Source organism: Thalassoroseus sp., from assembly GCF_984380535.1.
Genome location: NZ_CFHRBF010000021.1, coordinates 65,061 through 90,290, shown reverse-complemented (window position 1 = coordinate 90,290; position 25,230 = coordinate 65,061). Strand labels below are relative to the sequence as shown.

Here is a 25,230-nt window from a genome sequence, read left to right as displayed (position 1 = left end):
AATAATGCTTAACATCTTTTTGATGGAATAAAAAAGTCGTCGGCTTAGACTATGAAGTGAAGTGACTCAGTTTGGCAACCCCATCGTCTTGAAAACATGAACGAAGCACACAAGCAAAACTATACGATCGCAGTCCTACCAGGCGATGGAATCGGGCTCGAAGTTGTTGAAAGCGCATTGGCAGTTCTTGCGTCTGTGGCGGATCAACTTCCGGATGTGACTTTCGACACACAACAGCATTCGGTCGGCGCGGGCGAGTTTTTACAATCGGGAGATCCACTTCCCCAAGAAGCCTTTGATGCATGTCGTCAAGCCGATGCGGTTTTGCTCGGAGCCATGGGATTACCCAATGTTCGATGGCCAAACGGGAAAGAGATCACGCCGCAAATTGACCTTCGGGAACGACTGGATCTTTTCGCCGGCATTCGCCCGATCGAACTTTTCCACGAGCAAGATACCCCACTCAAAGGGTACGGAGCGGGTGATATTGATTTCGTCATTGTGCGAGAAAATTGCGAAGGGCTCTTTTCGTCGCGGGGGTCGCAGTTCGACGCGGAAGCGAAAGAGGCAACGGACATCCTACGTATCACCCGTGCGGGAGCCGAGCGAATTTGCCGAACGGCGTTCGAACTGGCCCAGAAACGCCGCCAGCACGTTACGCTCGTCGACAAAGCGAATGTACTACCCTCAATGGTTTTCTTCCGTGCGGTGTTTGACGAAGTCTCGAAAGATTACCCGGGTGTTGCAACGGATCGGGTTTATGTCGACGCCATGTCATTGTACTTGGTGCAGCGTCCAGAATCGTTTGATGTGATTGTTACCGAGAATATGTTTGGCGACATCCTCAGCGATTTGGCCGCCGGATTAATCGGAGGCATGGGAATGGCTCCTTCGGCGGATATTGGTCCCGACTGTGCCGTCTTTCAGCCCTCGCATGGGACTGCCCCGGACATCGCTGGGCGGGGAATCGCCAACCCAATTGCCATGATTCTCAGTCTCGCAATGTTGTTGGAGCATTTGGACCATCCAGAAACCGTGCAGGGCGGAGCAATGATTCGCGAGGCAGTCAGAAAAGTGCTCGCCGAACCAGAGAACCGGTCGAGTGATATGCGGGGTACCTTGGGAACACACGAGATGACCAACTTGATCCTGGAAAAACTGAGGCCCTGATGCACGCGAATCTGGCAGCGATCTGCGACGCCGTCTCTGATCGATTGATTGACCTCACGCTTCCGCTACGCCCAGGAACTCGCGGCATCGATTTCGAAATGTCGAAGACGATTGACGAGGACGGTTGGAATGCGAGAACGCTGCATTTGTATTCGCATGCTGGTACACACATGGACGCAGCGACTCACTTTTTCCATTCAGACGAAATCGTGGATGGTCGTCCGGCGAAAGAGCATTCGATCGATCGTGTGCCCATTGCAAACCTTTTCAGCCCGGCATGGATTGTCAATGTGCCCGGTCTTGCTCCGAAGTCGGAAATCCATATTGCTCATCTCGGAGAAATTGCTGATCGATTCGTGGTTGGCGAAAGCCTTTTGTTCCGGACAGGCTGGTCTGCACATTGGGAAGACCCTGAAATCTACCGCGATGGTCTGCCACGGATCGCAGAAGACTTGGCGACGTGGATGGTCGAACATCGGGTGCGTTTGTTGGGTGTCGAGCCTCCGTCGGTGGCCGATGTCAACGATCTCGAAGAAGTCACGCGGATTCATCGCATTCTGCTGGGGGGCGGAGTCACGATTGTGGAAGGACTGACCAATCTCGAAGCAATCCATTCCCCTCGAGTTTTGTTCGCAGCACTGCCGTTGAAGATTGAAGGCGGTGATGGCTGCCCGTGTCGCGCCTTTGCGATCGAATGGGACCTTGAATCCGAATCGGAGGCTGCCTCATGAAAGTCCCAACCCGCGCTCTGGTTGTGGCGAACACGTTTCTGCTTTCCGTGCTGCTTTACGTTGACCGTAGTTGTATCTCTGCCGCGAAGGACGCCATGAGCGGCCCGTTGGGCCTCTCGGATCGGGAGTGGTCCTGGGTGTTGGCCGCCTTTGCGTTCGGTTATGCCTTGTTCCAGACGCCGAGCGGGCAGTTAGCGGATCGCTGGGGAGGACGCGGGGTTCTGACGGTGGTCGTGGTGGCATGGTCGCTGTTCACGGGACTCACGGCTGTCGCTTGGAGTTTCGTCAGTTTGCTGGTCATTCGATTTCTCTTTGGTGCAGGCGAAGCGGGTGCGTTCCCCGGCATGGCCCGTGTGGTCTATGCCTGGATTCCTCAGCAGGAACGGGGTTTAGTCAAAGGAATCAACTTCTCAGGTTCACGGATCGGAGCCGCTCTGGCGATGCCGGCAGTTGCATTCCTCATTTCACGATGGGGTTGGCAGGCGACCTTTTTCTGGTTGATGATAATTGGGTTTGCCTGGGCCGGCTTTTGGTGGTGGTGGTTCCGCGACGACCCCGCAACGCATCCTCGTCTTTCCGAAGACGAACAGAACTATATTCTTTCCCAGCGGCAGACCTCACCGGAAACTTCAGACGATGAGTCGACTGTCAGTCGCCTGCTTCGCCAGCGGAACCTGTGGTTGATGATGGTGCAATACTTTGGCAGCAATTTCACCTTCTTTTTCAGCCTGACTTGGCTCTATCCCTATGTGAAGAAAACCTACCAACTCGACGCCGTCCATGCCGGACTCTATGCGATGATTCCCTTGCTCGCAGGCGCCGTTGGGAATGTCTTTTCGGGCTGGTTGATCGACCGGTTGTATCTTCGGGGTTGGCGAATTGGCTCCCGGCGATTGACGGCTATTATCGGCTTCATGTTCGCGGCGTTGGGGATGCTGATGAGCATCAATCAGCCAACGGCGGGCGGCGCAGTTTTTTGGTTGTCGATCGCCATCTTTGGCGCGGACATGACATTGAGCCCTTCGTGGTCATTCTGTATCGACATTGGAGGCCGCCACGCTGGTGCTGTCAGCGGCACGATGAACATGGCAGGCAACTTAGGATCGGCAGTCACGGCTCTGGCATTCACCTACCTGCCAGACAGCTCCCGCGGAAATGTCGCATTCTTCTACACCGCCGCGGGCTTAAGTGCCTTGTCGATCATTTGCTGGCTATCGACTCAAACCCCCTCAACGGAAGAGAGCAAGGCATGAAAACACTCCGGGGAGTTTGCATCGGAGCCGGGTACTTCAGCCGTTTCCAGTACGATGCGTGGCAGCGAATGCCGGACGTCGAAATCGTGGCATTTAGCAATCGCGACCAGCAGCGTGCAGCTGAAATCTCTCAAGATTTCCATATCGATCGCTGCTATGCCGACTATCGAGAAATGCTTGATGGAGAGCAACCGGACTTTGTGGATATCATCACGCCGCCGTCTTCCCATGCCGAGATCTGTGCCGAAGCGGCCAAACGTGGGATTCCAATCATCGTGCAAAAACCACTCGCTCCGACTTTGGCGGAAGCCGAAGAAATCGTTGCAAATGCCGTCGAGTCTGGCGTGCGTTTGATGGTACACGAGAACTTCCGCTTTCAACCTTGGCATCGAGAGATCAAACGCCAACTGGAATCGGGCGCGATCGGTCTGCGATTGCATTCGCTCGCGTTCCGCTCTCGGATGGGCGACGGCTGGGGAGAAAATGCCTACATCCCTCGTCAACCCTATTTCCGCGACTATCCACGACTTCTCGTCTATGAAACCGGCGTGCATTTTATCGATACATTTCGGTTTCTCGCCGGTGAAATTCGTCGCGTCACGGCTTGGCTTCGACGATTGAATTCATCGATTCAAGGGGAAGACTGCGGGTTGCTTATCTTCGAGTTTGAGAACGGTGCCATCGGCCAATGGGATGCAAACCGGTACAACGAACCACCTGACCGCGTAGACCCACGATACACGTTTGGCGAGTTTCTCATCGAAGGCGACAACGGCTCGTTGCGTCTTGCTCATGATGGTTGTCTCACCCATCAACCGTTGGGACAGAAGTCGCGGAACCTCGACTATTCTCACGAACGTCGCGGCTTTGCCGGAGACTGCGTTCTTGCGACGCAACGTCACTTTGTCGATCGGCTCCGCGATGGCGAACCGTTCGAAACTAGCGGTGAAGAATACCTACGGACGCTTGACGTTCAAGAGGCAGTTTACCGCGCCGCTGAAACTGGAGTTCCTCAGGAGGTCTCTTCACGATGAAACATCAGGGCTTGGATCATCTAGCGATCGTTGTCGACGATACCGAAACCGCACTGCAGTGTTGGCGTGATAGACTCGGTTTCCCCGTGCTCTTTAGCGAAGTCGTCGCCGACGGAACCGTGCGGTTGACTCATCTCGATCTGGGGAATTGTCATTTGCAACTGGTAGAACCGCTGACGGCAGATCATCCACTTCAGCAATGGCTCACAGACCACGGTTCCGGGTTACACCATCTCTGTTTGAAGGTTGATGACGTCGGTGAGTTTATCAAACAGTCCCCGGTGCCGACTGCGTCCGTACCGCATCAGGGGACTCGAGGCCAACGCGCAGTTTTTCTCGATCGCAACTTTACGAATGATATTCAGATCGAGGTCACAGGGACCTAAATGGATTCTTCAATTTCACTCACGTTCGATTCGCGAAATCTGCCACCCCCATGGCCTGAGCCATTACGGGAATTGAACCGATCGAGATTACAGAATTCGTCAAAGTCGAAGTTGATCGTCCTCGATGACGACCCGACTGGAACACAGACAGTTTATGATGTCCCGGTGCTGACAGACTGGTCTGTTGAGCAACTCACGTCTGCATTCGTCGACGATTCCTCATGCTTCTACGTGCTGACCAATTCGCGCGCTCTTCCCGAAGCAGAGGCTCGTACTCTCACCAAGATCGTCGCCGAGAATTTGCGAACTGCTGCCGATGGTAGGCCGTATCATCTCGTCAGTCGTAGCGACTCGACGTTGCGGGGGCACTTCCCGTTGGAAACGGATGTGCTCAATGACACGCTGGGACCATTCGATGCGACACTCATCATCCCATGTTTCGAAGCTGGCGGCCGCTGCACTATCGAAGGTGTGCACTATATTCACCAAGAGGGTCGGCTAATCCCCGTTGCGGAAACGCCATTCGCACGCGATCGCGTGTTTGGGTACACGCATTCAGACTTGCCGCAGTGGGTTCAAGAAAAGTCTCAGGGGCGGTTGTTAGCGAAGGACGTAGACGTAATTCGCCTAGACACGATTCGACGTCTAGGGCCAAAAGGGGTAGCCAATCAACTCCGAAATACGTCGCCGAAGAAATTGGTTGTTAGTGATGCTGTTATCACGGAGGACTTAGATGTCGTAGTCTCCGCAATGCAAGAACTAGAATCCGAAGGGTGTCGCTTCCTAGTACGTTCTGCAGCCGACTACGTTGCCGCACGATTGGCCTTATCGACGAAACCGCTTCTCACCGCAGAACAATTGATCGTCCCGCAAAAGACCGGAGGCTTGATTGTTGCCGGTTCTTACGTCCCGGCCACGACAGCCCAGCTTGAAGTCTTGAAACAAGAGCCCCGTATTGCGTTTATTGAGCTTTCAGTTTCCGAGCTGTTAAACCAATCCCTACGTGACCGTGTCATCTCGGAAACGTCTAATCAAGTCGCTCAGAAGATTGACGCCGGCACTAACGTATTGCTCGCAACCAGTCGCGAATTAATTCAAGGCCGCGATCCCGACGACAGTTTGCGGATCGGAAGAACGGTTTCGGAATCGCTGATTCAAATTGTCCGGCAGCTACCTATTCCACCGAAGTTTTTGATAGCCAAGGGCGGAATTACTTCCAGCGATATCGCGACGAAAGCGCTTGCCGTACGACGGGCTACAGTACTAGGCCAACTCGTTCCCGGCGTTTCAGTGTGGCGACTAGGCCCCGAGTCACGGTTTCCGCAACTCCCTTACATCATCTTCCCCGGCAACGTAGGAGATTCTAACGCGTTGCTAGACGCCTTTCGCATACTTGATTCTTAGAAAGCCATTTTATGATTTGCCCGCATAAGCGCTGTTTTCTGACACGTCTGATCGTCATAGTTCTGTTGTGTCTCGTTACCATCGTAGAGACTAGTCACGCTGCAACCATTTCGATGTCCGATGAGTTGCGTCTATGGCACAAAGTGACTTTGACAATTGCGGGGCCTCAGGCTTCGGAAGACGGAACGCCGAATCCTTTTCTCGACTACCGCTTGAATGTCGAGTTTCACCATATCGAGACCGGTATCGTCTACAAGGTTCCCGGCTACTTTGCAGCTGATGGTAATGCAGCAAATACATCGGCAACGTCAGGAAATAAGTGGCGTGTTCACTTCGCTCCCGATCATGTCGGGAAGTGGTCGTACAAGGTTTCGTTCCGAGCAGGACCTAAGGTAGCAATCTCTGATAACGCGAACGCGGGTGCTCCCGTAGTAGACATCGATGGCTTAAGCGGAACGTTCGAGGTAGCCGAATCGAACAAAAGCGGTCGTGATTTGCGTGCGAAAGGAAGACTCGACTACGTTGGTAAGCACCACCTTCAATTTGCAGGGACCGGTGAGTTCTTCCTCAAAGCCGGTGTCGACGCGCCGGAAAATTTCCTGGCGTACCGAGATTTCGACGGGGATTTCAAAACGGATGGCAAGAAAGACAACCTGATTAAGGACTGGCAGCCACATGTCCGAGATTGGCGGGACCACGACCCCACTTGGCAGGGCGAAAAAGGCAAAGGGATCATCGGAGCAATCAACTATCTTTCCCAACAGGGTTTGAATTCGTTTTCCTTCCTGACACTTAACATCGAAGGCGACGATCGCAATGTGTTTCCTTATACCAACTATAACGAACGCGAACGCATCGACTGTTCACGCATGGACCAATGGGAAATCGTCTTCGAGCATGGCAGACGAATGGGGATGTACTTGCACTTCAAAACGCAAGAGGCCGAGAACGTCAATCTTCTCGACGACGGTCATTTGGGTCCCCACCGCAAATTATACTATCGAGAACTCATCGCACGGTTTGGCCATCATTTAGCAATGAACTGGAATCTAGGCGAGGAAGTCGGACTAGGCCACAAGGTCGAAACTCAAAAGAAGAAGGCCTGGGCCGATTACTTTCGAACCCACGACCCTTACAAACACCACATCGTCATTCACAATGGAAACAACCATTATGACTTGCTGGGCAAAAACTCTGCATTGACCGGGTTCTCTCTGCAAACGAATCAATCCGACTTTCGGAATGTGCATCGGGCCACGCTGAACTACATCCGCCGGTCTGTCGAGGCTGGCAAGCCATGGGTAGTTGCTTGTGATGAACCAGGCGACGCACAACATTCTTTGGTGACCGATGCGGAAGACCCGACAAGAAACGACGCACGGCGAAATGCGCTTTGGGGAAACTTGATGGCTGGTGGCGCGGGTGTCGAATGGTACTTCGGATACAAGCACCCACATAGCGACTTGACCTGTCAGGACTACCGCGTCCGTGAGAAGATGTGGCAGCAGTCCCGCATCGCCTTAGAATTTTTCGCGGAACACAAAATCCCATTCTGGCGGATGTCGAATGCGAACGAGAAGATCGCCGGCGACCACGGATATTGTCTTGCCGAACCGGGTCAGGTTTACCTCGTTTTCTTGAAACGTGCCGAACCTACAACACTCGATTTGTCGGACGATACTGGCATGTTCGAAGTCCTCTGGTTCAATCCGCGTACCGGCGGGAGTCTCCAACCCGGTTCGACGAAAATGCTCAAGGCCGGGGCCAAAGTCCAGCTGGGCAATCCGCCAAGCGATCCCGATCAGGACTGGCTTGCAGTCATTCAACGAAGTGATTCCGAACAGCAACAAAGCTCTCACGATCCAACACACGAAGCCGGTGAAACGCGTTCGCCCACTCCCGAAACAGATGCCTCACCGTCTCAATCTACCTATGACGTGTCGCAAGCAAAAACCGTCCATAAGCAGACTCACGGGATTGTCGTCGTTGAAGCTGAAGACTTCGACGCCGTTGATCGCCAGCAACATCGAAGGTGGGTGTTAACAACGACTGAAAACACACCGAACGTCAAACCCGATCCAGACCCAAGCCATGCCGAAGGAGCGGTTGGGGGAGCGTACCTCGAAATCCTACCTGATACGCGTGTCACTCACAGTGATCCACTTGTGAAAGGTGTGAGCTTCTCGAATGTGCCAGGACAATGCAGCGTCCTTTACTATCCCGTGGAATTCACCGAGGCAGGTCGTTACTACGTCTGGGTACGTATGTGTTGCACGGGGTCCGAAGATAACGGTCTTCATGTCGGTCTCGACGGAAAATGGCCGGAATCAGGTGCTCGATTACAGTTCACCGGCAAACATGGTCAATGGCAATGGGATTCGCGACAGAGGACAAACAAGGTTCATACCGGTGTCCTAGGAAAGATTTGGTTGGATGTCGCCGAACCAGGTCTTCATACCGTAATGTTTTCGATGCGAGAAGACGGGTTCGAGTTCGATCGTTTTCTCCTGACGAAAACTCCGAACTACATGAAAAGCAAAAACGCAGAACCAGGCCCAGCCGCAAGCCCGAAATTGCCGAAGTAGCCTTTCAGTCCGAAGTGATTTTTGACCGGCATTCTGCTCACACAGATATTGGTCGTACGGCTTGTCTTTATTGAAAGACCGGATGACGTAATCGCGATGGATCCAGGCGTTCCTAATCGCAGAGTTTGAAGATCCGTCGGACAAAGCAGGCGAGACAACCTCAATACAATCGGAGACGGCTGTTCTGGCAGTTGCTTGTTGGGTCTCGGATTCATTGTCTCAAGCCGCATCTAACCGATGCTATCAGCCGTCAAGCACAGAATGCTTTGGCCCACTTCGGCAAGGTCGATCACGTGTAGAATCCGGGTGTTTGCCGGGCTGGGTGCACGTTGCGCTTGATAGTGACATCGGATAAAAACCTGGGTTTTCGGTGATTTTACTTGCACGTCATCGTACTGACGGACGACACTGAACTCCCACCCCAGATTCTCCAATCTCCAAACCCTGTCTATTTCATGTATTTGGCGACGTTGATCGTCATGTCCTCGTTATCAGTTACGCTGCCCCAAGCTGAGTAAAGAGAAGAGTTCATGCGTTTAATTTCTTGGCTCGAACAGTTCGCCATCCGTTGTTACGGCTTTGTGCCGAAATCTCGCGGAATCCATTTCCGTCAAGATCGTCGAATCCGTCGAAAGTTGCATGCAGCGACTGAACGATTGGAAGACCGCACATTGCTCGCGGCGTTTGTCGTGGATACTCTCGCGGATGAAAACGACGGAGTCGGAACCGGCGGGGTGTCTTTGCGGGACGCGATCGAAGCGGCCAACGCCAACGCCGAGGCCGATACGATTACCTTCGCTCCGGCGTTGACCACCAGTGGCGATGCGACGATCAACCTCACCATTTTCGACACCGGTGTGAACTCCGGCGAGGTTGGCCCAACCGCGTTTCAAATCAGCACCGATGTGACGATTATCGGGCCAAGTGGTGACAATGGCATCACGATTGCTCGCGATGGGTCAGCGGCGGACTTCCGTTTGTTCCATGTCACTGCTACTGGCACGTTGGCCTTGGAAAACCTGACACTGTCCGGCGGCGTGGCCCGCGGCGGCGATGGCGAAACCGGAGTCACGGATGATTCCATTATTGGGTTTGGCGGTGGCGGTGCGGCAGGCCTGGGTGGCGCGATCTTCAATCAGGGAACCGTTGACATTCTCAACAGTACCCTCACCGCCAACACCGCGGTTGGTGGCGATGGCGGCGATATGGTGGATGGAAGCAGTCAAGTAAGGGGCGGCGGCGGCGGCTTGGGGAGTAGCGGCAGTGGCGAAAATGGCGGTGGGCCTAGTGGCGGCGGCGGCGGCACGACTGCTGGCGACGGCGGATTTGGTGGCGGCGGTGGTGGCGGCACGACTGCTGGCGACGGTGGATTTGGCGGCGGCGGCGGCGGTGGAACTTCGGGTGGAGTCGGTGGATTTGGCGGGGGTGGCGGCGGCGGAACGACTGCTGGCGACGGGGGATTCGGCGGCGGTGCTGGCAGCAGTTTCTCTCCAACCGGCTATAGCGGGGGTGGCGGCGGAGCCGGAATGGGCGGCGCCATCTTCAACTATCAAGGCACGGTCTCGATCATCAACTCGACAATTTCCGGCAACCACGCCATCGGCGGCAACGGGCAAGCAGCCACCGCAGGGGATGGCGACGCCTACGGTGGCGGGATCTTTGAATATGATGGCAACGTCACCGTCCACAACACGACTATTGCCAGCAATACGCTCACGGGCGCGACCGTTGATGGCGGTGCTGTCTTTCAGGTTTCAGATAGCAACAACTCGTTGGTGAGATTACGAAACAGTATCCTTGCCGATTCCTCGGGAAACGGGAATCCGGTGGACGATTTCAATCGAGCCTTAATCGGGGTGCAGAATTTAAGCACCGCCGTGGGGACGAGTCTGTTCGAGGCAACACCGGTATTCATTGCGGGCTCTAATGTTCTCAAGGCTGATCCTCAACTCGGGGCTCTGACGAATAATGGCGGCCCCACGGCGACACATGCCCTGTTGCCCAGTTCGCCCGCAATCAACGCCGGTAACGATAACTCGGTCCCAATGGGTGTGACCACTGACCAACGTGGAGAGAGTCGCTTTTTCGACACTGTCGATATTGGCGCAGTTGAAGCCCAGTTTGATCCCAACATTCCGACGATCACAGGCACCGTCGCTGGGCAGATGGTGAACGACAACGCCACGATTAATCCGTTTTCCGGTGTCACTATTGACGATATGAACGCGGACCTGCTGACGGTAACCGTCACGCTGGACGCTCCGGCCAACGGCACGCTCAGCGGTGGTGGTTTTGCCGATCAGGGCAACGGCGTTTATACCTTTACGGAAACCACTTCCGGCGACGCCACCACAGCGATTCGAGCGCTCACATTCACTCCCACCGCGAACCAAGTGGCCATCGGCAGTACGGTCACGACCACATTCACGATCCAAGCCGATGACGGTAATACGACCCCGGCCTCAGACAATACCACGACCGTCGTCGCAACGTCCGTCAACGATGCTCCGGTTGCCAATAATGATACGGATTCCATCACCGAAGCAATCGACGGCATGCCGAGTTCGAACCAGATCTCAGGCAATCTGTTAACTAACGATACCGATGCCGATGACGACAGCTCCGCATTCAGTCTAAGTTTTTTGGGCAGCAACAATACCTACGGGCTCTTGTCAGTTACATTCTCCACCGGAAATTACACCTATACCCTGAATGACAGCAACGCGACCGTCAATGCACTCGCACCCGGGGAAACGCTGACCGAGACCTACATCTACGAAATGACCGACGGAAAAGACAGAAGCAACTTCGCCACGCTGACCATCACCATCAACGGGGCCAACGATTCTCCCACCGCGAACGCGGATCCTTTTAACGTCAGCGAAGATGGACCGCCGCTCAGTGGGAACGTGTTGACCAACGATTCCGATCCCGATAACGGGAATACGATTCAAGTCGTGTCCAATACGTCGCCCACTAGCGAAGGGGTAACGGTCACCGTCGATGCCAATGGCGATTTCACCTACGATCCCGCCGAGCAGCAAGCCTTCCAAAATTTGGGGGTCGGAGAATCCCTGAACGACACGTTCACGTACACGATTGAGGATCAGAGCGGCTTGTCCGATACGGCTACCGTCACGGTGACCGTCAATGGCGTCAACGACACGCCCGTCGCGAATGCCGGTGGTCCTTATAGCATTAATATGGGAGATGATGTTCCCGTCGATGCCAGCGTCACCAGCGATGTCGACACCAACGATAGTCTGACCTACGGTTGGGACTTGGATCAGGACGGAACCCCGGAGTTTACCACCACCGACCCGACGGCGGCGATCCCCTGGCAGGCCACACAAACGCTCAGCGGTGGTGGCAGTCTTGGCGCGGGTATGCATGCTATCGACCTGATCGTGATCGATGATTCCGGGGCCGCCAACGATACCAACATCGTCACCACGCAGCTGACCATCAGTGACGCATTCGTTTTTGACATCAGTACCGTCGATCCGATCACCTTGGTGATCGACAACGGCACGCTCGTCATTCACGAAACCGGCAACCCAGGCAACGTGCTGCACAGCGTCGATGCGACTGGCGTCACCAGAATCGAGATCAACGGCAGCTCCGGCGACGACACGGTCACCGTTGACTTCTCGGGCGGTAATTTTGATGTGCCAATTACTGTCAACGGCGAAGGCAATACGAGCACTAATCCCGGCGATGTGCTAGAAATCGTTGGGGGAACGTTTACGAATGGCTTCTTCAACTACGATAACGCGAACGATGGTGATATCTCCCTGGATGGCACCACGATCACCTATACCGGTCTCGAACCGATCGACACCTCGATCAATGCCGACAATCTGAGTTTCACATTCAGCAACGTCAACGAAACCATTGACGTCACCAATGCAGGCGGTGGCCAGACGACGATCAATTCCACGTCCGGCGAGATAACCACGTTCAACAATCCGGCCGAGTCGCTCACGATCAACACTGGTGGTGGGCAAGACGGGATTAATGTCACGGGCTTTGGGACTGGGTTCGATGCGGCTTTGACCATTGATGACACGGATGCAATCGACGATGACACGGTGAACATCAACACGTCGCTGATGCTCGGTTCCGCCGCGGCCGGCAACACCGGCAACCTGACCGTGAACGCCGGTCAGATCACGGTCGGGGCGGCGGCTGCCATCGACACGAGCAATGCCACCACGAACGGTATGCCCGGCATGGTGTCGCTCACCGCGACAGAGAACATCGAATTCTTCAACGGGACATCGATCACTACGGTCGATGGCAACATCATGCTTTCGGCAAATGCCGGTGGCAATGGCTCTGGGGGTGACTTTACCGGAATTCGGCTCGACAACGCGACGATCGAAGCGATGGGTAACGGTTCCATCGATCTGACCGGTGTCGGAGCCAGCACGGGAACGGCTTCCGTGAGAATTGGTGTGTCGCTCGTGAACGGAGCCGTTGTCGCAGCGAACGGGACCGGCGACGTGATGGTCGCCGGAACCGGTGGGAACGGGGACGCTGCGAACTTTGGTGTCGCTGTGAATAGCAATTCGACTCTGCAGACGTCTTCCGGAAATCTGACCGTGATGGGAACCGGCGGGAACGGAACAGGAGACCAGAATTACGGAGTCCTAGTCTTCGACAATGGGACAATCACTGCCACGGGTGGCGGAGATGTTTCCGTGACCGGGAACGCCGGGAACAACGGTACCTTTTTCCTGGATGGCGTCGCCGTTTCACAAGGAGCCACAATCGGTCTCACGACCGGAACCGTGGGTCGGGTAACTGTCATCGGAACCGGCGGCAACGGGAGTGGCAACCAGAATTACGGCGTGATCGTGACCAATAACGGGATGGCGATGGCTCCTTCGGTAATTGCCGGTGGAACGGAACCTGTCATCGTGACCGGAACGGGTGGCAGCGGGACGACCTTCAATGATGGCGTACGAATCGGCGGGAATGGTTCGCGAATCGGTGGGCTGGGCGATGTCACCATCACTGGTATTGGCGGTAGCGGTACGAACTCGAACGTCGGCGTGGTGATTACCAACTCCGGAATGGTCGATTCTCAGTCCGGCAGTATTCTCATCGACGGCACCGGTGGCAACGGCACTGGGACCGGCAACTCAGGGGTTGTTGTTCAGAACAATTCGACAGTAACTAGTGGACTGGCAACTCCACCAATGTCGGGCGCAGCCGTTCAGATCATCGGCCAAGGCGGCACGGGAACAGCTGGAACCATTGGGGTCAATCTCGCCACAAATTCTTCCGTCGTCGCGACGGGCGGTGGTGTCTCTGTTAGCGGCATTGGTGGCAGCGGAACAGATAACAACATTGGCGTGATTGCCCAGATTGCGTCTATGGTCACGGACACCGGGGGCGGTGACGTCACCGTTGTCGGTGATGGGGGAACCGGCACCGCTTTCGTGCTCGGTGTCACTGTGACAAATGGCTCAACCATCGGATTGACCACCGGCAGCATTGGGGCCGTGACCGTAACCGGAACAGGCGGCAATGGATCGGCCCAGCGAAACCATGGCATTCTAATCGTCAATAATAACAATGCTGCGACTTCAATTTTGGGTGGAACTGCACCAGTGACCGTCATGGGGACCGGCGGGACAGGGTCAGCGATTACCGAGGGCGTTAGCATTGAAGGAACCAACTCAAGCATTACAGGCATGGGACTCGTGAGCGTCACGGGCATCGGGGGTTCGACAGGCACCTCCACTACTGGCGTGTCGATTTTGACGAACGACGCCATCCAGTCGACTGGTGGCGATGTCGAGATTACCGGGACTCGAGGAACCGTCAATGACACTCTGGCATCCGTCTTCTTCGGCTCGGACGGGACGGTCTCCGCGGCCGGAAACGTGACCGTAACAAGCCTCAACGGACCAATCGGAACCTCTGCCGGTCTCGCGACCGTAACGCATATCACGGGCACCACGGTAACGGTTGACGGTGGTATCTCACCGGGAAGTGCACTGGGTCAGCTCGTTGTCGATGGCGACCTGGTACTTGCCACCGACGATTCATTCGACGTCGAACTTGATGGTCCGACGGTCGGCACCGAGTTTGATCAGATTATCGTTACCGGGACCGTGGAACTTGGTGGGGCGGAGTTGAATGTGGTTCGGGATGCGGGGTTCATGCCCAACCCGGGCGACGAGTTTATCATCATCGACAATGACGGCACGGCCGACCCCGTTGACGGAGTCTTTGCTCAAAGCGTCTTCCGGGTCGATGACACGAACTACTTGGTCGTCTACGACGGCGGCGATGGCAACGATGTCGTGCTGCGAGTGTTGGACACGCCTGCGACGAATCTGGTCGTCGACAACCTAGGCGATGTTGTCGATGGCAACTTCGGAACCGGCGAACTGACGCTTCGCGAAGCGATTCAACTCGCCAACCTCGAAGCTGACATGAACACCATCACCTTCGATCCGAACCTGTTTATCGGTGGGCCGGTCAGCATCGACATGCAACCGCAACCGGTCGGCAACTTCCGGATGGAGATTTTCGAAGACGTGGACATCGTCGGCCCCGGTGCGGACCTGCTGACGATCGATGCCGACTTCCTCTCGCAGATCTTCTTCGTCGATTCCGCCACCGTGAACATCTCCGACGTGACGCTCGAAGACGGCTTCGCGGACGGATTCGACAGCGGCACGTTCCTCGAATCGATCATTCCTATCCCGTTGTTCCTCAGCAACTCCGAACGCGGTGGGGCGATCTTCAACCAAGAAGGCGATCTCACACTGACCAACGTTACGGTTGTCGATAGTGAATCGCTCGACAGCGGTGGCGGCGTCTACAACCTCGGCAATTTGACGGTTATCGATTCGGAGTTCCGCACGAACTTCAGCGGTGATGACGGCGGGGCCATCTACAACGGCACCACGGACTTTGTCACGGGAGTGCTCGACGTCAGCGGCACTTTGTTCATCGCCAACGAAGCGACTGGCGATGACGGCGGAGCGATTCACAACTCCGGCGGTGACATCACGATCGATACGTCCAGCTTCATCGACAACTTCGCTAGCTTTGCCGGCGGTGGTCTCTTGACCGATGGCGGAACGGCTTTTGTGTCCAATTCCACCTTTGGTGGCAACCGCGCGTTCGTGGACGGCGGAGCGATTTTTCACTCCGACAGCGATTTGGTGCTGGTCAACGTAACGATCTCCGGCAACCAAGCCAGTGTGGATGGCGGCGGAATCTACAACGATGACGGTAGTCTGACAGTCGTCAACAGCACCATCTTCGGCAACCGCGCCGACGATGACGGGGACGGCAATGGAATCGAAACTGGCGGCGGAATCTGGACCTTCGACGATGCCGTCACCGACACCACTCTGGTCAATTCGATCGTCGTCGGCAACGTTACCGGAGCCGTCGGCAGCGGCACGCCGGATGACATCAACGAGAAAGACCTGGAAGCCGGCAGCGTCAACAACATCATCGGCGATGCAGCCACGAGCGGCGGACTGATGAACCTCGTCGATGGCAACATCGTCGGTGTGACAGCTACCAGCGTGATCGACACCAATCTGCAGAATAACGGCGGACCAACCTCCACCCACGCCTTATTCCTCGGCAGCCCGGCGATCGATGCCGGCGACACTGCTCGGGCCACCGATGACGGAACCGATATGGGAACGGCACTACTTTCCGATCAACGCAGCATGGGGTTTGATCGCGTGATCGGCAATGCCGTCGACATCGGTGCGTTTGAGTTGCAAACCTTCGCCGAAGTCACGATTGCCGACGCCAACGCGAGCGAAGGCGACTCCGGCACAACGGTGATCAGCTTCACACTGACACGCTCCCTGAACACTGTCGGTACGACAAGCGTGGTCTACGCCATCACCAATGGCACGAGCGAAACCGACGACTTCAACGGCGGCATCCTGCCCAGCGGGACGGCCACCTTCGCCGACGGCGAATCCACCACGACAATCACCGTACTCGTGACCGGCGATACAACGGTCGAACTCGACGAGACTTTCTTCGTCAATCTATCCAATCCCACGACCGGTTCGACAATCACCGACACTGAAGCGACCGGCACGATCATCAACGACGATGCCGCTGAAGTCAGCATTGACGATGTCACGCAAGACGAAGACGCCGGCACGATGACCTTTACGGTCTCGCTCAGTCAGCCCGTCGATACCGCTGTGACCGTCGACTTCGCAACCGCGACTGACACCGCCAACGGCAGCGACTTCACCGCCAATTCCAACACGGCCATAATCACCGTGGGCACAACCGCAACGACGATCACGGTGGATATCACCGCCGACAATATCGTCGAACTCGACGAGCAATTTTTCGTCGATCTCTCGAATCTCCAAGCGGGCGGACGCGATGTGACCATCGCCGACGATCAGGGCGTCGGCACCATCACCAACGACGACGCGGCGACCATCTCGATCGACGATGTGACGCAGAACGAAGACGCCGGCACGATGACCTTTACCATCTCGCTCAGTCAGCCCGTCGATACCGATGTGAGCGTCGACTTCGCAACCGCGATTGGCACCGCCGACGGCAGCGACTTCACGGCGAACTCCGGTACGGCCACGATGACCACGGGAACGACATTCACAACCATCACGGTGGATATCACCGCCGATAACACTGTCGAACTCGACGAGCAGTTCTTCGTCAATCTCTCGAATCTCCAAGCTGGCGGACGCGATGTGACCATCGCTGACGATCAGGGCAGCGGTACGATCACCAACGACGACGCGGCGACCATCTCGATCGACGATGTCAGCCAAGACGAAGACGCCGGCGTGATGACCTTCACCGTTTCGCTTTCTCAGCCCGTCGATGTCGACGTCAGTGTTGCCTACGCAACGACCAGCGACACCGCTGCAGTCAGCGACTTCACCGACACCTCCGGGGTGGCCACCATCACGGCGGGAACGACGTCGGTGACGTTTACCATCGCTATCACGGCCGACGACATCGTTGAACTCGACGAGCAATTCTTCGTCAACCTTACCGATGTGATGGCCGGCGGCCGCAATGTGACATTCGCGGATTCGCAAGGCGTGGGCACAATCCAAAACGACGATACCGCGACGGTCTCGATCGACGACGTGACGCAGAACGAAGACGCCGGCACGATGACCTTCACCGTCACGCTCAGTCAACCGGCCGATGTCGATGTGAGTGTAGATTACGCCACCGCTGATGGCTCGGCTGAAACCGCGGACAGTGACTACGCCACCGCCACGGGTACCGCGACGATTACCGCGGGCACGACGTCCGCGACGATCACCGTCGATGTCACGGCGGATAACACCGTCGAACTCGACGAACAGTTCCAGGTGCTGCTCTCGAATCTGCAAGCGAGCGGACGCGACGCGACGATCACCGACAGCATCGGTGTAGGCACGATTCAAAACGACGACTCCGCCATTTTGACAATCGACGATGTCACTCAGAACGAGGACGCCGGCACGCTGACCTTTACCGTCACGCTCAGCCAACCGGCCGATGTGGATGTCTTGGTCGACTACAACACGGCGGCCGATACCGCCGACGGCAGCGACTTCACCGGCACCTCCGGCACGGTCACGATCGCCGCAGGCACGACGTCCGCGACGATCACCGTCGATGTCACGGCAGACAACATTGTCGAACTGACCGAGCGGTTCTTCGTCAATCTCTCGAATCTGCAAGCGGATGGGCGGGATGTGACGATCGGGGATTCGCAAGGCATCGGCACGATCACCAACGACGACTCGGCGACGGTGGCAATCGCGGATGTCAGCCAGGCGGAAGACGCCGGTACGATGACCTTCACCGTCACGCTCTCGCAACCAGCCGATGCCGACGTGAGCATCGATTACGCCACCACCGCCAACTCCGCCTCGGTGAGCGATTTCACCGACACCTCCGGCACCGTCACGATCCCCGCCGGGATGACCTCGGCCACGTTCACCGTCGCGATCACAACCGAAAGTATCGTCGAACTCGACGAGCAGTTCCTGGTCGATCTCTCCAATCTCAATGCCAGCGGCCGAGCGGTCTCGGTGGCGGATTCACGCGCGATCGGCACGATCCAAAACGACGACTCCGCCAGCCTGTCGATCGGTGACGTCACCGTCATCGAACGCACCGCCGGGTCGCAACTGGTCACGTTCACCGTCACGCTCAACAACGCGGTGGATACGCTGGTGCGGGTCGAATTCAGCACTGCCGATGATTCGGCGACCGCTGCCAATGGCGACTACACCGCGACCAACGGCACGCTCGAATTCGCGGGCACAGCCGGCGAAACCCACACGCTCACGGTCACAGTCATTGGCGATATCAACTTCGAAGACGACGAGACATTCCTGGTCAACCTCGCGAACGTGCAAGCCTCCGGACGCGACGTGACGATCGCGGATGACTCGGCGACGGGTACCATCATCAATGACGATCTCATCGCCGACTTGGCTACCTTTGTCGACCAACCCGTCCCACCGGGCCAGATTAACGGCGACTTCGAGACCTTCGTCAGCGGCAACTTCGATGGCACGCCGACTGCGGACGAAGTGCAGGACGATCTGTTCTTCTGGAACACGACTACCGGTGCCAACCGCATCGTCTTCGCGGATGGCAGCGTGCAGGACAGCCCGATCGATCCGTCTGCGATCAACGCCGGCGATTTCACCGACGTGCTTGTCGGAGACTTTGACGAGAACGGATCGAGCGACCTGTTTTTCTGGAACCCTGCCACCGGTGCGAACCGGCTGGCCCACTTCACCGGCGGGACCGGAAGCGTCGCCAGCAACTTCGAAACCAACGTGCTGCCGGCCACCACGATCAACGGCAACGACTTCCCCGCCGCCGTCGTCGGCAACTTCGACGGAGCCGGTCCCGACGACCTCTTCTTCTGGAACCCGACAAGCGGTCGCAACCGCCTGGTGCACTTCGAGACCGTCACCGCCGGCAGCGACACCGATCTGAACAATTTCCAGACGAATGTCGTCGATGTCACCGCGATCAACGGCAACGATTTCCAAGAAATCCACGTGGGCGAATTCGTCGCCGGCGGCGTGGATGAACTCTTCTTCCTCAATAAGGACACCGGAGCCAACCGCCGCATCGAGTTCGCCGCCCTGACCCCCGGCATCACCTCGGGAGTGGGGAGCATCGAGAACGGCAGCCTCGGTTCGCGGGCCGGCTTCAACGACTTTGAAGACCGCATGGTGCAAATCGTCGATCTCAACGGTGACGGGCTAGATGACGTCTTCCTCTGGGACCCGGCCACCGGAGCCAACCGCACGGCGCTCACCGACATCCGCGACCAGGCCTCGCCCCGCTTCGTCGATGACGTCGTCGACCCCACACTGATCAACGGCAACAGCTTCGCCCAACTCCAACGCCTCATCGACACCGCCTTCACCGCCGGCAAAGGCGAAGACCTCTACTTCTGGGACCCAATCACCGGAAACAACCGCCAAATCACAGTGTAGAGTCAACAACGGAGATCGGACTGATTCCCGGAGAGACCACAGTTTCCGCAGTCCGATCATGGTATTTTAATTCGAGTTGGCTCGTCCTTTTGGTTTGTAGGAAACCTTGCGTAGGAGCGGAAATCGAACCGCAATTATTTGTTGCTGCCGGTATACTAGTTACCATGTACACATGTAACAAGAATTTCGCGTCATTTCTTGCGGAGTCGGACGATGACCCGAGTGCTCGTGGTCGACGACAATCCCCTGGATCGCCGATTGGCTGAAGGTTGCGTTCAAGATCAACATATGGAAGCGGAGTTTGCCAACGACGGTCTAGAGGCGTTGGCACAGGTAGCGAAGCAGCCACCAGATATCATCCTCACCGATCTCGATATGCCGAAAATGGACGGCCTCGAATTGGTGAAAGCCGTGCAGAAGTCGCACCCGGCGATTCCTGTGATTCTCATGACGGCCAAAGGGAGTGAAGAAGTCGCTGCGGCTGCGTTGCAAGCAGGAGCATCAAGCTACGTCCCCAAACGACGACTGAAACGCGATCTCGCACCGGCATTGCGACTGGTGGCCGGTGTCGCACGAGCCAGGCAACAACGTCATCAAGTCGCCAAGTTGCTGACGGAAACCACATCGCGATTTGTCCTGGGTTGCGAGCCGAATGGGCCAGATGTGTTAGTCAGCTATTTGCACGACACGCTCCACACGATGTCTCTCTTCGATGATAGCACTCGCCTGCGGGTCGGTTTGTGCGTGAGCGAAGCTCTGTTGAACGCCCGCGATCATGGCAACTTCGAATTGGATTCGAAATTGCGTGACCAAGATGGTAACCAATATCAGCATTTGCGAACCCAGCGAGCAACACAATCTCCCTACTGTGACCGTCATGTGTCTGTGACAATGCGGCTGACCGACCAGGAGGTTTCGTTCGCCATCCGTGACGATGGACCAGGGTTTGATCCGACGTCGCTGCCTAACCCCTGCGACCCAGAGAATCTGATGCGAGCACACGGTCGAGGGTTGATGCTGATCCGCACGTTTATGGACGAAGTCACGTTCAACCAAACCGGCAACGAGATCCGCATGATCAAACGCAAGTAACGCGAGCGTATTCACGGCGGAGTCAACAATTGTTTCGCTCTTGAGCGACACGCGTTTTCACGGCCGCAACGAGACGGTCAATTTGCCGTTCTAATTCGGGCACTCCGTCAGCGGCATCCGAAAGACATCCAGCGTGCGCAGCCGTTTCGATTTTCCAAGCCGCCGTAACTGCTGCTCGCCCTTCGAACAAATCGCACGAACTCTTGAGTGTGTGGGCAGCTCGCCGAAGTGACTCGGTATCGGATTTTTGCAGGGCCTCGCGTAACTGATCCAACAGCTTGGGGGCTTCGGTGGGAAAGAGATCCGCAAGCGTCAACATCAACTCCAAATCGCCTTCCAATCGATTCAGAGCCTGATCCCAGTCCATTGCCTCTTGGTCGTCGTCGATTGATGACTCTTCTGTAGCCGGTACACAGGCATTGATGGCCGCAAATAGTTCATCCGCTTGGAACGGCTTGGAGACATAATCGTCCATGCCGGCTTCAATGCAACGTTCCCGATCGCCTTTCATGGCGTTGGCTGTCATCGCAACGATCCGTTGATGTGTCCCCAGTTCGGTTTCTTGTCGACGGATTTGGCTCGTCGCTTCAAAACCGTCCATCTCTGGCATTTGTACGTCCATCAAAATGACGTCAAATTGTTCCTCCCGCCATGCTTCCACCGCCTCCCGACCGTTGTTCGCAACTCGCACCCGATGCCCGCGGGATTCCAGAAACCCTGTAGCAACTCGTTGATTGATCAGCCCGTCTTCAGCGAGCAAAATCCGCAGGGATTTTCCATGATCTGCCGGACTCTCCGTGGACTTGACTGACGCACGTTTCGCCGGTGCATTTTCACTGCAGACATCGACGATTGCATCTAGTAAATCGGATTGCTTCACAGGTTTAGTCAGACACCGTGCGATGCCTAAGTCATGACACAGCGCCATATCATCGGGGCGTCCGGCGGACGAAAGCATGATGATCCGACAGTCGTCTAGCTCCGATCGACGACGAAGTTCAGTCGCCACACCGATGCCGTCGATCTCGGGCATCATGCCATCCAGAAGAACTAGGTCGAATCGCCTGCCATTCCCGATGGCTTCGTCGACGAGTTGGAGTGCGGCGGGGCCACCGTCGGCAAGTACCGGTTGCATGTGCCAATTCTTGAGATTCTCCTGCAGAATGCGACGGTTCGTTTGGTTGTCATCCACCACCAACACACGCAAGTTTTGCAAAGACGACGGCTCGGATTTTCGCGTCGGCGTGGTCTCGCTTTGCAATTGGAAGACGGCGGTGAAGTGAAACGTCGTGCCCACACCGACTTCACTTTCGACCCAGATGCGGCCGGACATCAGCGAGACGAGTTGCATGGAAATGGCTAGCCCCAACCCGGTCCCGCCGTATCGACGTGACATCGAACTATCGGCTTGTCCGAAGGCATCAAAAATCACCTTTTGTTTCTCGGGCGGAATGCCGATTCCGGTATCTCGAACGGAAAAGTGCAGGCAGACTTCCTCGTCGGTGAGTTTCTCCGACTGCACAGCGACAACGACTTCGCCGACCTCGGTGAATTTGATCGAGTTGCCGGCAAGGTTCATTGCGATTTGCCGCAATCGACCAGGATCGCCGATCAAGGCATCCGGCACATCGGCGGGCGCGTCGAACGCCAGTTCCAAGCCCTTGTCTGCTGCCCGCATTGCAAGCGTTTGCATGGTGTTGCCGAGACACTCGCGGAGACTGAATGGGATCGATTCCAGTTCGAGTTTGCCGGCTTCGATTTTCGAAAAATCGAGGATGTCGTTCAGCAACCGAAGCAGAGCGTCAGCCGACTGCTTGACCATATTCAGATACTCGAGCTGCTCCGGCGAGAGTTGCGTGTTGAGCAACAATTCTGTCATGCCGATGATGCCGTTCATCGGTGTGCGAATCTCGTGACTCATGTTAGCGAGGAAATCACTCTTGGCACGGTTAGCGTTCTCGGCGGCTTCCTTGGCTACTTGAAGCTGCGTCTGATAACGACGCAATTCCTCTGTGGTTTCGCGAAGCTCGTCCGCCATTGCGGCCCGTTGCTCGGCGGCTTCCATCTCCGTGCGAGCCCGAATTGCTTCCAATTCCTTCGCCTTCAATTCCTCCAGAATCCGTCGGTTTTCTTCTTGGAAAAACTTCCGCCGCAACAGAGCCCGAATCCGACCTTTGAGAACTGCCAAGTCGCTGGATTTGCCAACGAAATCATCGGCTCCGGCTTCCAATGCACGTGTCAGATCGTCTTTGTTTTCGCGTGCAGTTAGCATCAGCACGCCGAGTGGAATCTCCATGGTCTTCCGTTGCTGATCAATGCGACGACAAACTTCGATTCCATCCATCTCCGGCATCACGAGATCCACGAGCACACAGTCGAACGGCTCGGCCAGCAAGCGTGCCAGCCCTTCGATTCCCGTGCCCGACGTTTCAACGTGGTAGCCATCTTTTTCGAGCTGTTCGGTGAGATGTTCCAGAAACGTCAGGCTGTCGTCGATGGCTAATATTCGCGCTCGGCGAATAGACGATTCCTCACGGTGTAGAATCGCGGATCGTGGACCGGCCTGACTGAGCAGCGTGCGAATGCGAACCAGTAAAACATCCGTGTCCGCCGACTTGGTTACAAAATCATCCGCGCCGCTTTCGAGTCCATGCAACTCGGCTCCGTGGTTGTCGTCGGCGGTTAGCATGATAATTGGAATGTCGCGGGTTTCGATTTGCATTCGTAAACGCCGACATAACTCATCCCCTCGCATACCGGGAAGATAATAATCCATCAGGATAAGATCGGGCGTATGACAGTTGACTTCTTCGAGTGCCCGATCCGCCGTCGCCGCCCACGCCACCGACCAACCGGCTTTCTCCAACACATCCGAAAGTTTAATCGCCTGAGTAGCGGAATCCTCGACAAGCAGCAGATGAGTGTCTCGCGGAGTAGGAACAGATTCCATCAGATAATCTCCGACGGAGGGAAGGTTGTGTCAGTGCGTACGCATTTCATGGGATTCTCGCCAATTCAATCAACCGGGGTCCGATTTCTGGCTGAGGAAGCACCTCGTCTACACACCCCATTCGTACGGCGGCATCCGGCATTCCATAGACAACCGCAGTCGATTCGTCTTCCGCAAGCGTATAACCACCGGCTTGCCTGATGGCCAACATGCCGTCCGCGCCGTCGCTGCCCATGCCGGTCAACACCACACCGCACGCCGACTCGCGGTAACACTCAGCGAGCGATTGCAGCAACACCGTGCCTGATGGGCGTTGCTGACACACCAAGTCACCGGCCGTCAACCACAATCCAGATTGATGCACTTCCAAATGCCGATCAGCCGGAGCGACATAGATGGTTCCTGGCTGCGGCACTTGCCCAAATTCCGCTTCGACCACCTCCATCAAACATTGATCGTTTAACCAGCGAACAAATCCCGAAAGAAACGCAGCCGTTATGTGCTGCACCAGAAAAATCGGAATCGGAAAAGTTGATGGCAATTTGCCAAGGACTTTTTGCAGAGCGTTCGGACCGCCGGTCGATGCCACGATCCCGATCCCATGTAGCGAGTGTGGTTTTCTCCGCGTAGGAAGCGAAGGCGAGGTCCCGTCGCGTGTGGGAGTACGTTGTCGGATCACTTGCACTTGGCTCATGATGACCAGCTGCGTACATAACCGTTTCGCCAGTGTCTCATAGTCCTGATGACGCACACCAACCGGTTTCTCGACGACCGACAACGCCCCGGCTCGCAAAGCATTGATGGAAATTTGCAAATCCTCAGCTTCGACACTTGCGGACACCACCACAATCGGGGTCGGACGCTGGGCCATGATGCGTTTTGTCGTTTCGAATCCGTCGATACCCGGCAAACGAATATCCATCGAAATCACATCTGGGGCAACTCGGTCGAGCCTTGCGAGTGCTTCCTCACCGCTCGCCACAGACGCTGCAACATGCAACCGCCGATCCTGAGCAATCAGGTATTCCAAGAATTCGCGGATCACCCCGGAATCCTCGACAATCATGACGCGAATCGGTTGAACGGTCACAACGGCCCCTTTTCACAAACAACGCTTCTTC

At 56.1% G+C, this 25,230-nt stretch carries 11 protein-coding genes and 1 pseudogene; 9 read left to right on the top strand and 3 right to left on the bottom strand.

The window, feature by feature from the left end; translation table 11 throughout:
- The first annotated feature begins 96 nt into the window (after window positions 1-96).
- The 7 genes from AC5DDB_RS25235 to AC5DDB_RS25205 all read left to right on the top strand — a co-directional run bounded on the left by AC5DDB_RS25235 (window position 97) and on the right by AC5DDB_RS25205 (window position 8,563).
- Window positions 97-1,170, top strand: a complete 1,074-nt coding sequence (locus AC5DDB_RS25235; RefSeq protein WP_491742532.1) for an isocitrate/isopropylmalate dehydrogenase family protein — start codon at window positions 97-99, stop codon at window positions 1,168-1,170.
- Window positions 1,170-1,901, top strand: coding sequence for a cyclase family protein (locus tag AC5DDB_RS25230; protein WP_491742531.1), 732 nt, complete (start codon window positions 1,170-1,172; stop codon window positions 1,899-1,901). The genes AC5DDB_RS25235 and AC5DDB_RS25230 overlap by 1 nt, the downstream gene beginning before the upstream one ends.
- Complete coding sequence (locus tag AC5DDB_RS25225; RefSeq protein WP_491742530.1) at window positions 1,898-3,154, top strand: MFS transporter; 1,257 nt, start codon at window positions 1,898-1,900, stop codon at window positions 3,152-3,154. The genes AC5DDB_RS25230 and AC5DDB_RS25225 overlap by 4 nt, the downstream gene beginning before the upstream one ends.
- Window positions 3,151-4,188, top strand: coding sequence for a Gfo/Idh/MocA family protein (locus AC5DDB_RS25220; RefSeq protein WP_491742529.1), 1,038 nt, complete (start codon window positions 3,151-3,153; stop codon window positions 4,186-4,188). The genes AC5DDB_RS25225 and AC5DDB_RS25220 overlap by 4 nt, the downstream gene beginning before the upstream one ends.
- Complete coding sequence (locus AC5DDB_RS25215) at window positions 4,185-4,574, top strand: VOC family protein (RefSeq protein WP_491742528.1); 390 nt, start codon at window positions 4,185-4,187, stop codon at window positions 4,572-4,574. Before AC5DDB_RS25220 ends, AC5DDB_RS25215 begins: the two co-directional genes overlap by 4 nt.
- Window positions 4,575-5,978 carry a four-carbon acid sugar kinase family protein gene (locus tag AC5DDB_RS25210; protein WP_491742527.1) on the top strand — a complete coding sequence of 468 codons (1,404 nt, stop codon included), beginning with the start codon at window positions 4,575-4,577 and terminating at the stop codon, window positions 5,976-5,978.
- 113 nt (window positions 5,979-6,091) lie between these two features.
- Complete coding sequence (locus AC5DDB_RS25205; RefSeq protein WP_491742526.1) at window positions 6,092-8,563, top strand: DUF5060 domain-containing protein; 2,472 nt, start codon at window positions 6,092-6,094, stop codon at window positions 8,561-8,563.
- Between the two features lie 15 nt (window positions 8,564-8,578).
- On the opposite strand, the pseudogene AC5DDB_RS25200 reads toward AC5DDB_RS25205, so the two are convergent.
- Window positions 8,579-8,728: pseudogene (locus tag AC5DDB_RS25200) on the bottom strand (DUF1549 domain-containing protein); the annotation flags it as partial.
- 365 nt (window positions 8,729-9,093) lie between these two features.
- Here AC5DDB_RS25200 and AC5DDB_RS25195 point away from each other — a divergent pair.
- Both AC5DDB_RS25195 and AC5DDB_RS25190 read left to right on the top strand, forming a co-directional pair.
- Window positions 9,094-20,067, top strand: a complete 10,974-nt coding sequence (locus AC5DDB_RS25195) for a beta strand repeat-containing protein (RefSeq protein ID WP_491742525.1) — start codon at window positions 9,094-9,096, stop codon at window positions 20,065-20,067.
- A gap of 213 nt (window positions 20,068-20,280) precedes the next feature.
- Window positions 20,281-21,159 carry a response regulator gene (locus AC5DDB_RS25190; RefSeq protein WP_491742524.1) on the top strand — a complete coding sequence of 293 codons (879 nt, stop codon included), beginning with the start codon at window positions 20,281-20,283 and terminating at the stop codon, window positions 21,157-21,159.
- Between the two features lie 22 nt (window positions 21,160-21,181).
- On the opposite strand, the gene AC5DDB_RS25185 is transcribed toward AC5DDB_RS25190, so the two are convergent.
- Window positions 21,182-24,109, bottom strand: coding sequence for a response regulator (locus AC5DDB_RS25185; protein WP_491742523.1), 2,928 nt, complete (start codon window positions 24,107-24,109; stop codon window positions 21,182-21,184).
- A gap of 46 nt (window positions 24,110-24,155) precedes the next feature.
- On the bottom strand, window positions 24,156-25,199 hold the full coding sequence (cheB, locus tag AC5DDB_RS25180) for a chemotaxis-specific protein-glutamate methyltransferase CheB (RefSeq protein WP_491742522.1): 1,044 nt from the start codon (window positions 25,197-25,199) through the stop codon (window positions 24,156-24,158).
- Between the last annotated feature and the right edge of the window lie 31 nt (window positions 25,200-25,230).

What these genes read in the sequence shown, in the direction of transcription:
- AC5DDB_RS25235 (WP_491742532.1), top strand. Translation starts at nt 97, where the DNA reads ATGAACGAAGCACACAAGCAAAACTATACGATCGCAGTCCTACCAGGC.
- AC5DDB_RS25230 (WP_491742531.1), top strand. Translation starts at nt 1,170, where the DNA reads ATGCACGCGAATCTGGCAGCGATCTGCGACGCCGTCTCTGATCGATTG.
- AC5DDB_RS25225 (WP_491742530.1), top strand. Translation starts at nt 1,898, where the DNA reads ATGAAAGTCCCAACCCGCGCTCTGGTTGTGGCGAACACGTTTCTGCTT.
- AC5DDB_RS25220 (WP_491742529.1), top strand. Translation starts at nt 3,151, where the DNA reads ATGAAAACACTCCGGGGAGTTTGCATCGGAGCCGGGTACTTCAGCCGT.
- AC5DDB_RS25215 (WP_491742528.1), top strand. Translation starts at nt 4,185, where the DNA reads ATGAAACATCAGGGCTTGGATCATCTAGCGATCGTTGTCGACGATACC.
- AC5DDB_RS25210 (WP_491742527.1), top strand. Translation starts at nt 4,575, where the DNA reads ATGGATTCTTCAATTTCACTCACGTTCGATTCGCGAAATCTGCCACCC.
- AC5DDB_RS25205 (WP_491742526.1), top strand. Translation starts at nt 6,092, where the DNA reads ATGTCCGATGAGTTGCGTCTATGGCACAAAGTGACTTTGACAATTGCG.
- AC5DDB_RS25195 (WP_491742525.1), top strand. Translation starts at nt 9,094, where the DNA reads ATGCGTTTAATTTCTTGGCTCGAACAGTTCGCCATCCGTTGTTACGGC.
- AC5DDB_RS25190 (WP_491742524.1), top strand. Translation starts at nt 20,281, where the DNA reads ATGACCCGAGTGCTCGTGGTCGACGACAATCCCCTGGATCGCCGATTG.
- AC5DDB_RS25185 (WP_491742523.1), bottom strand. Translation starts at nt 24,109, where the DNA reads ATGGAATCTGTTCCTACTCCGCGAGACACTCATCTGCTGCTTGTCGAG.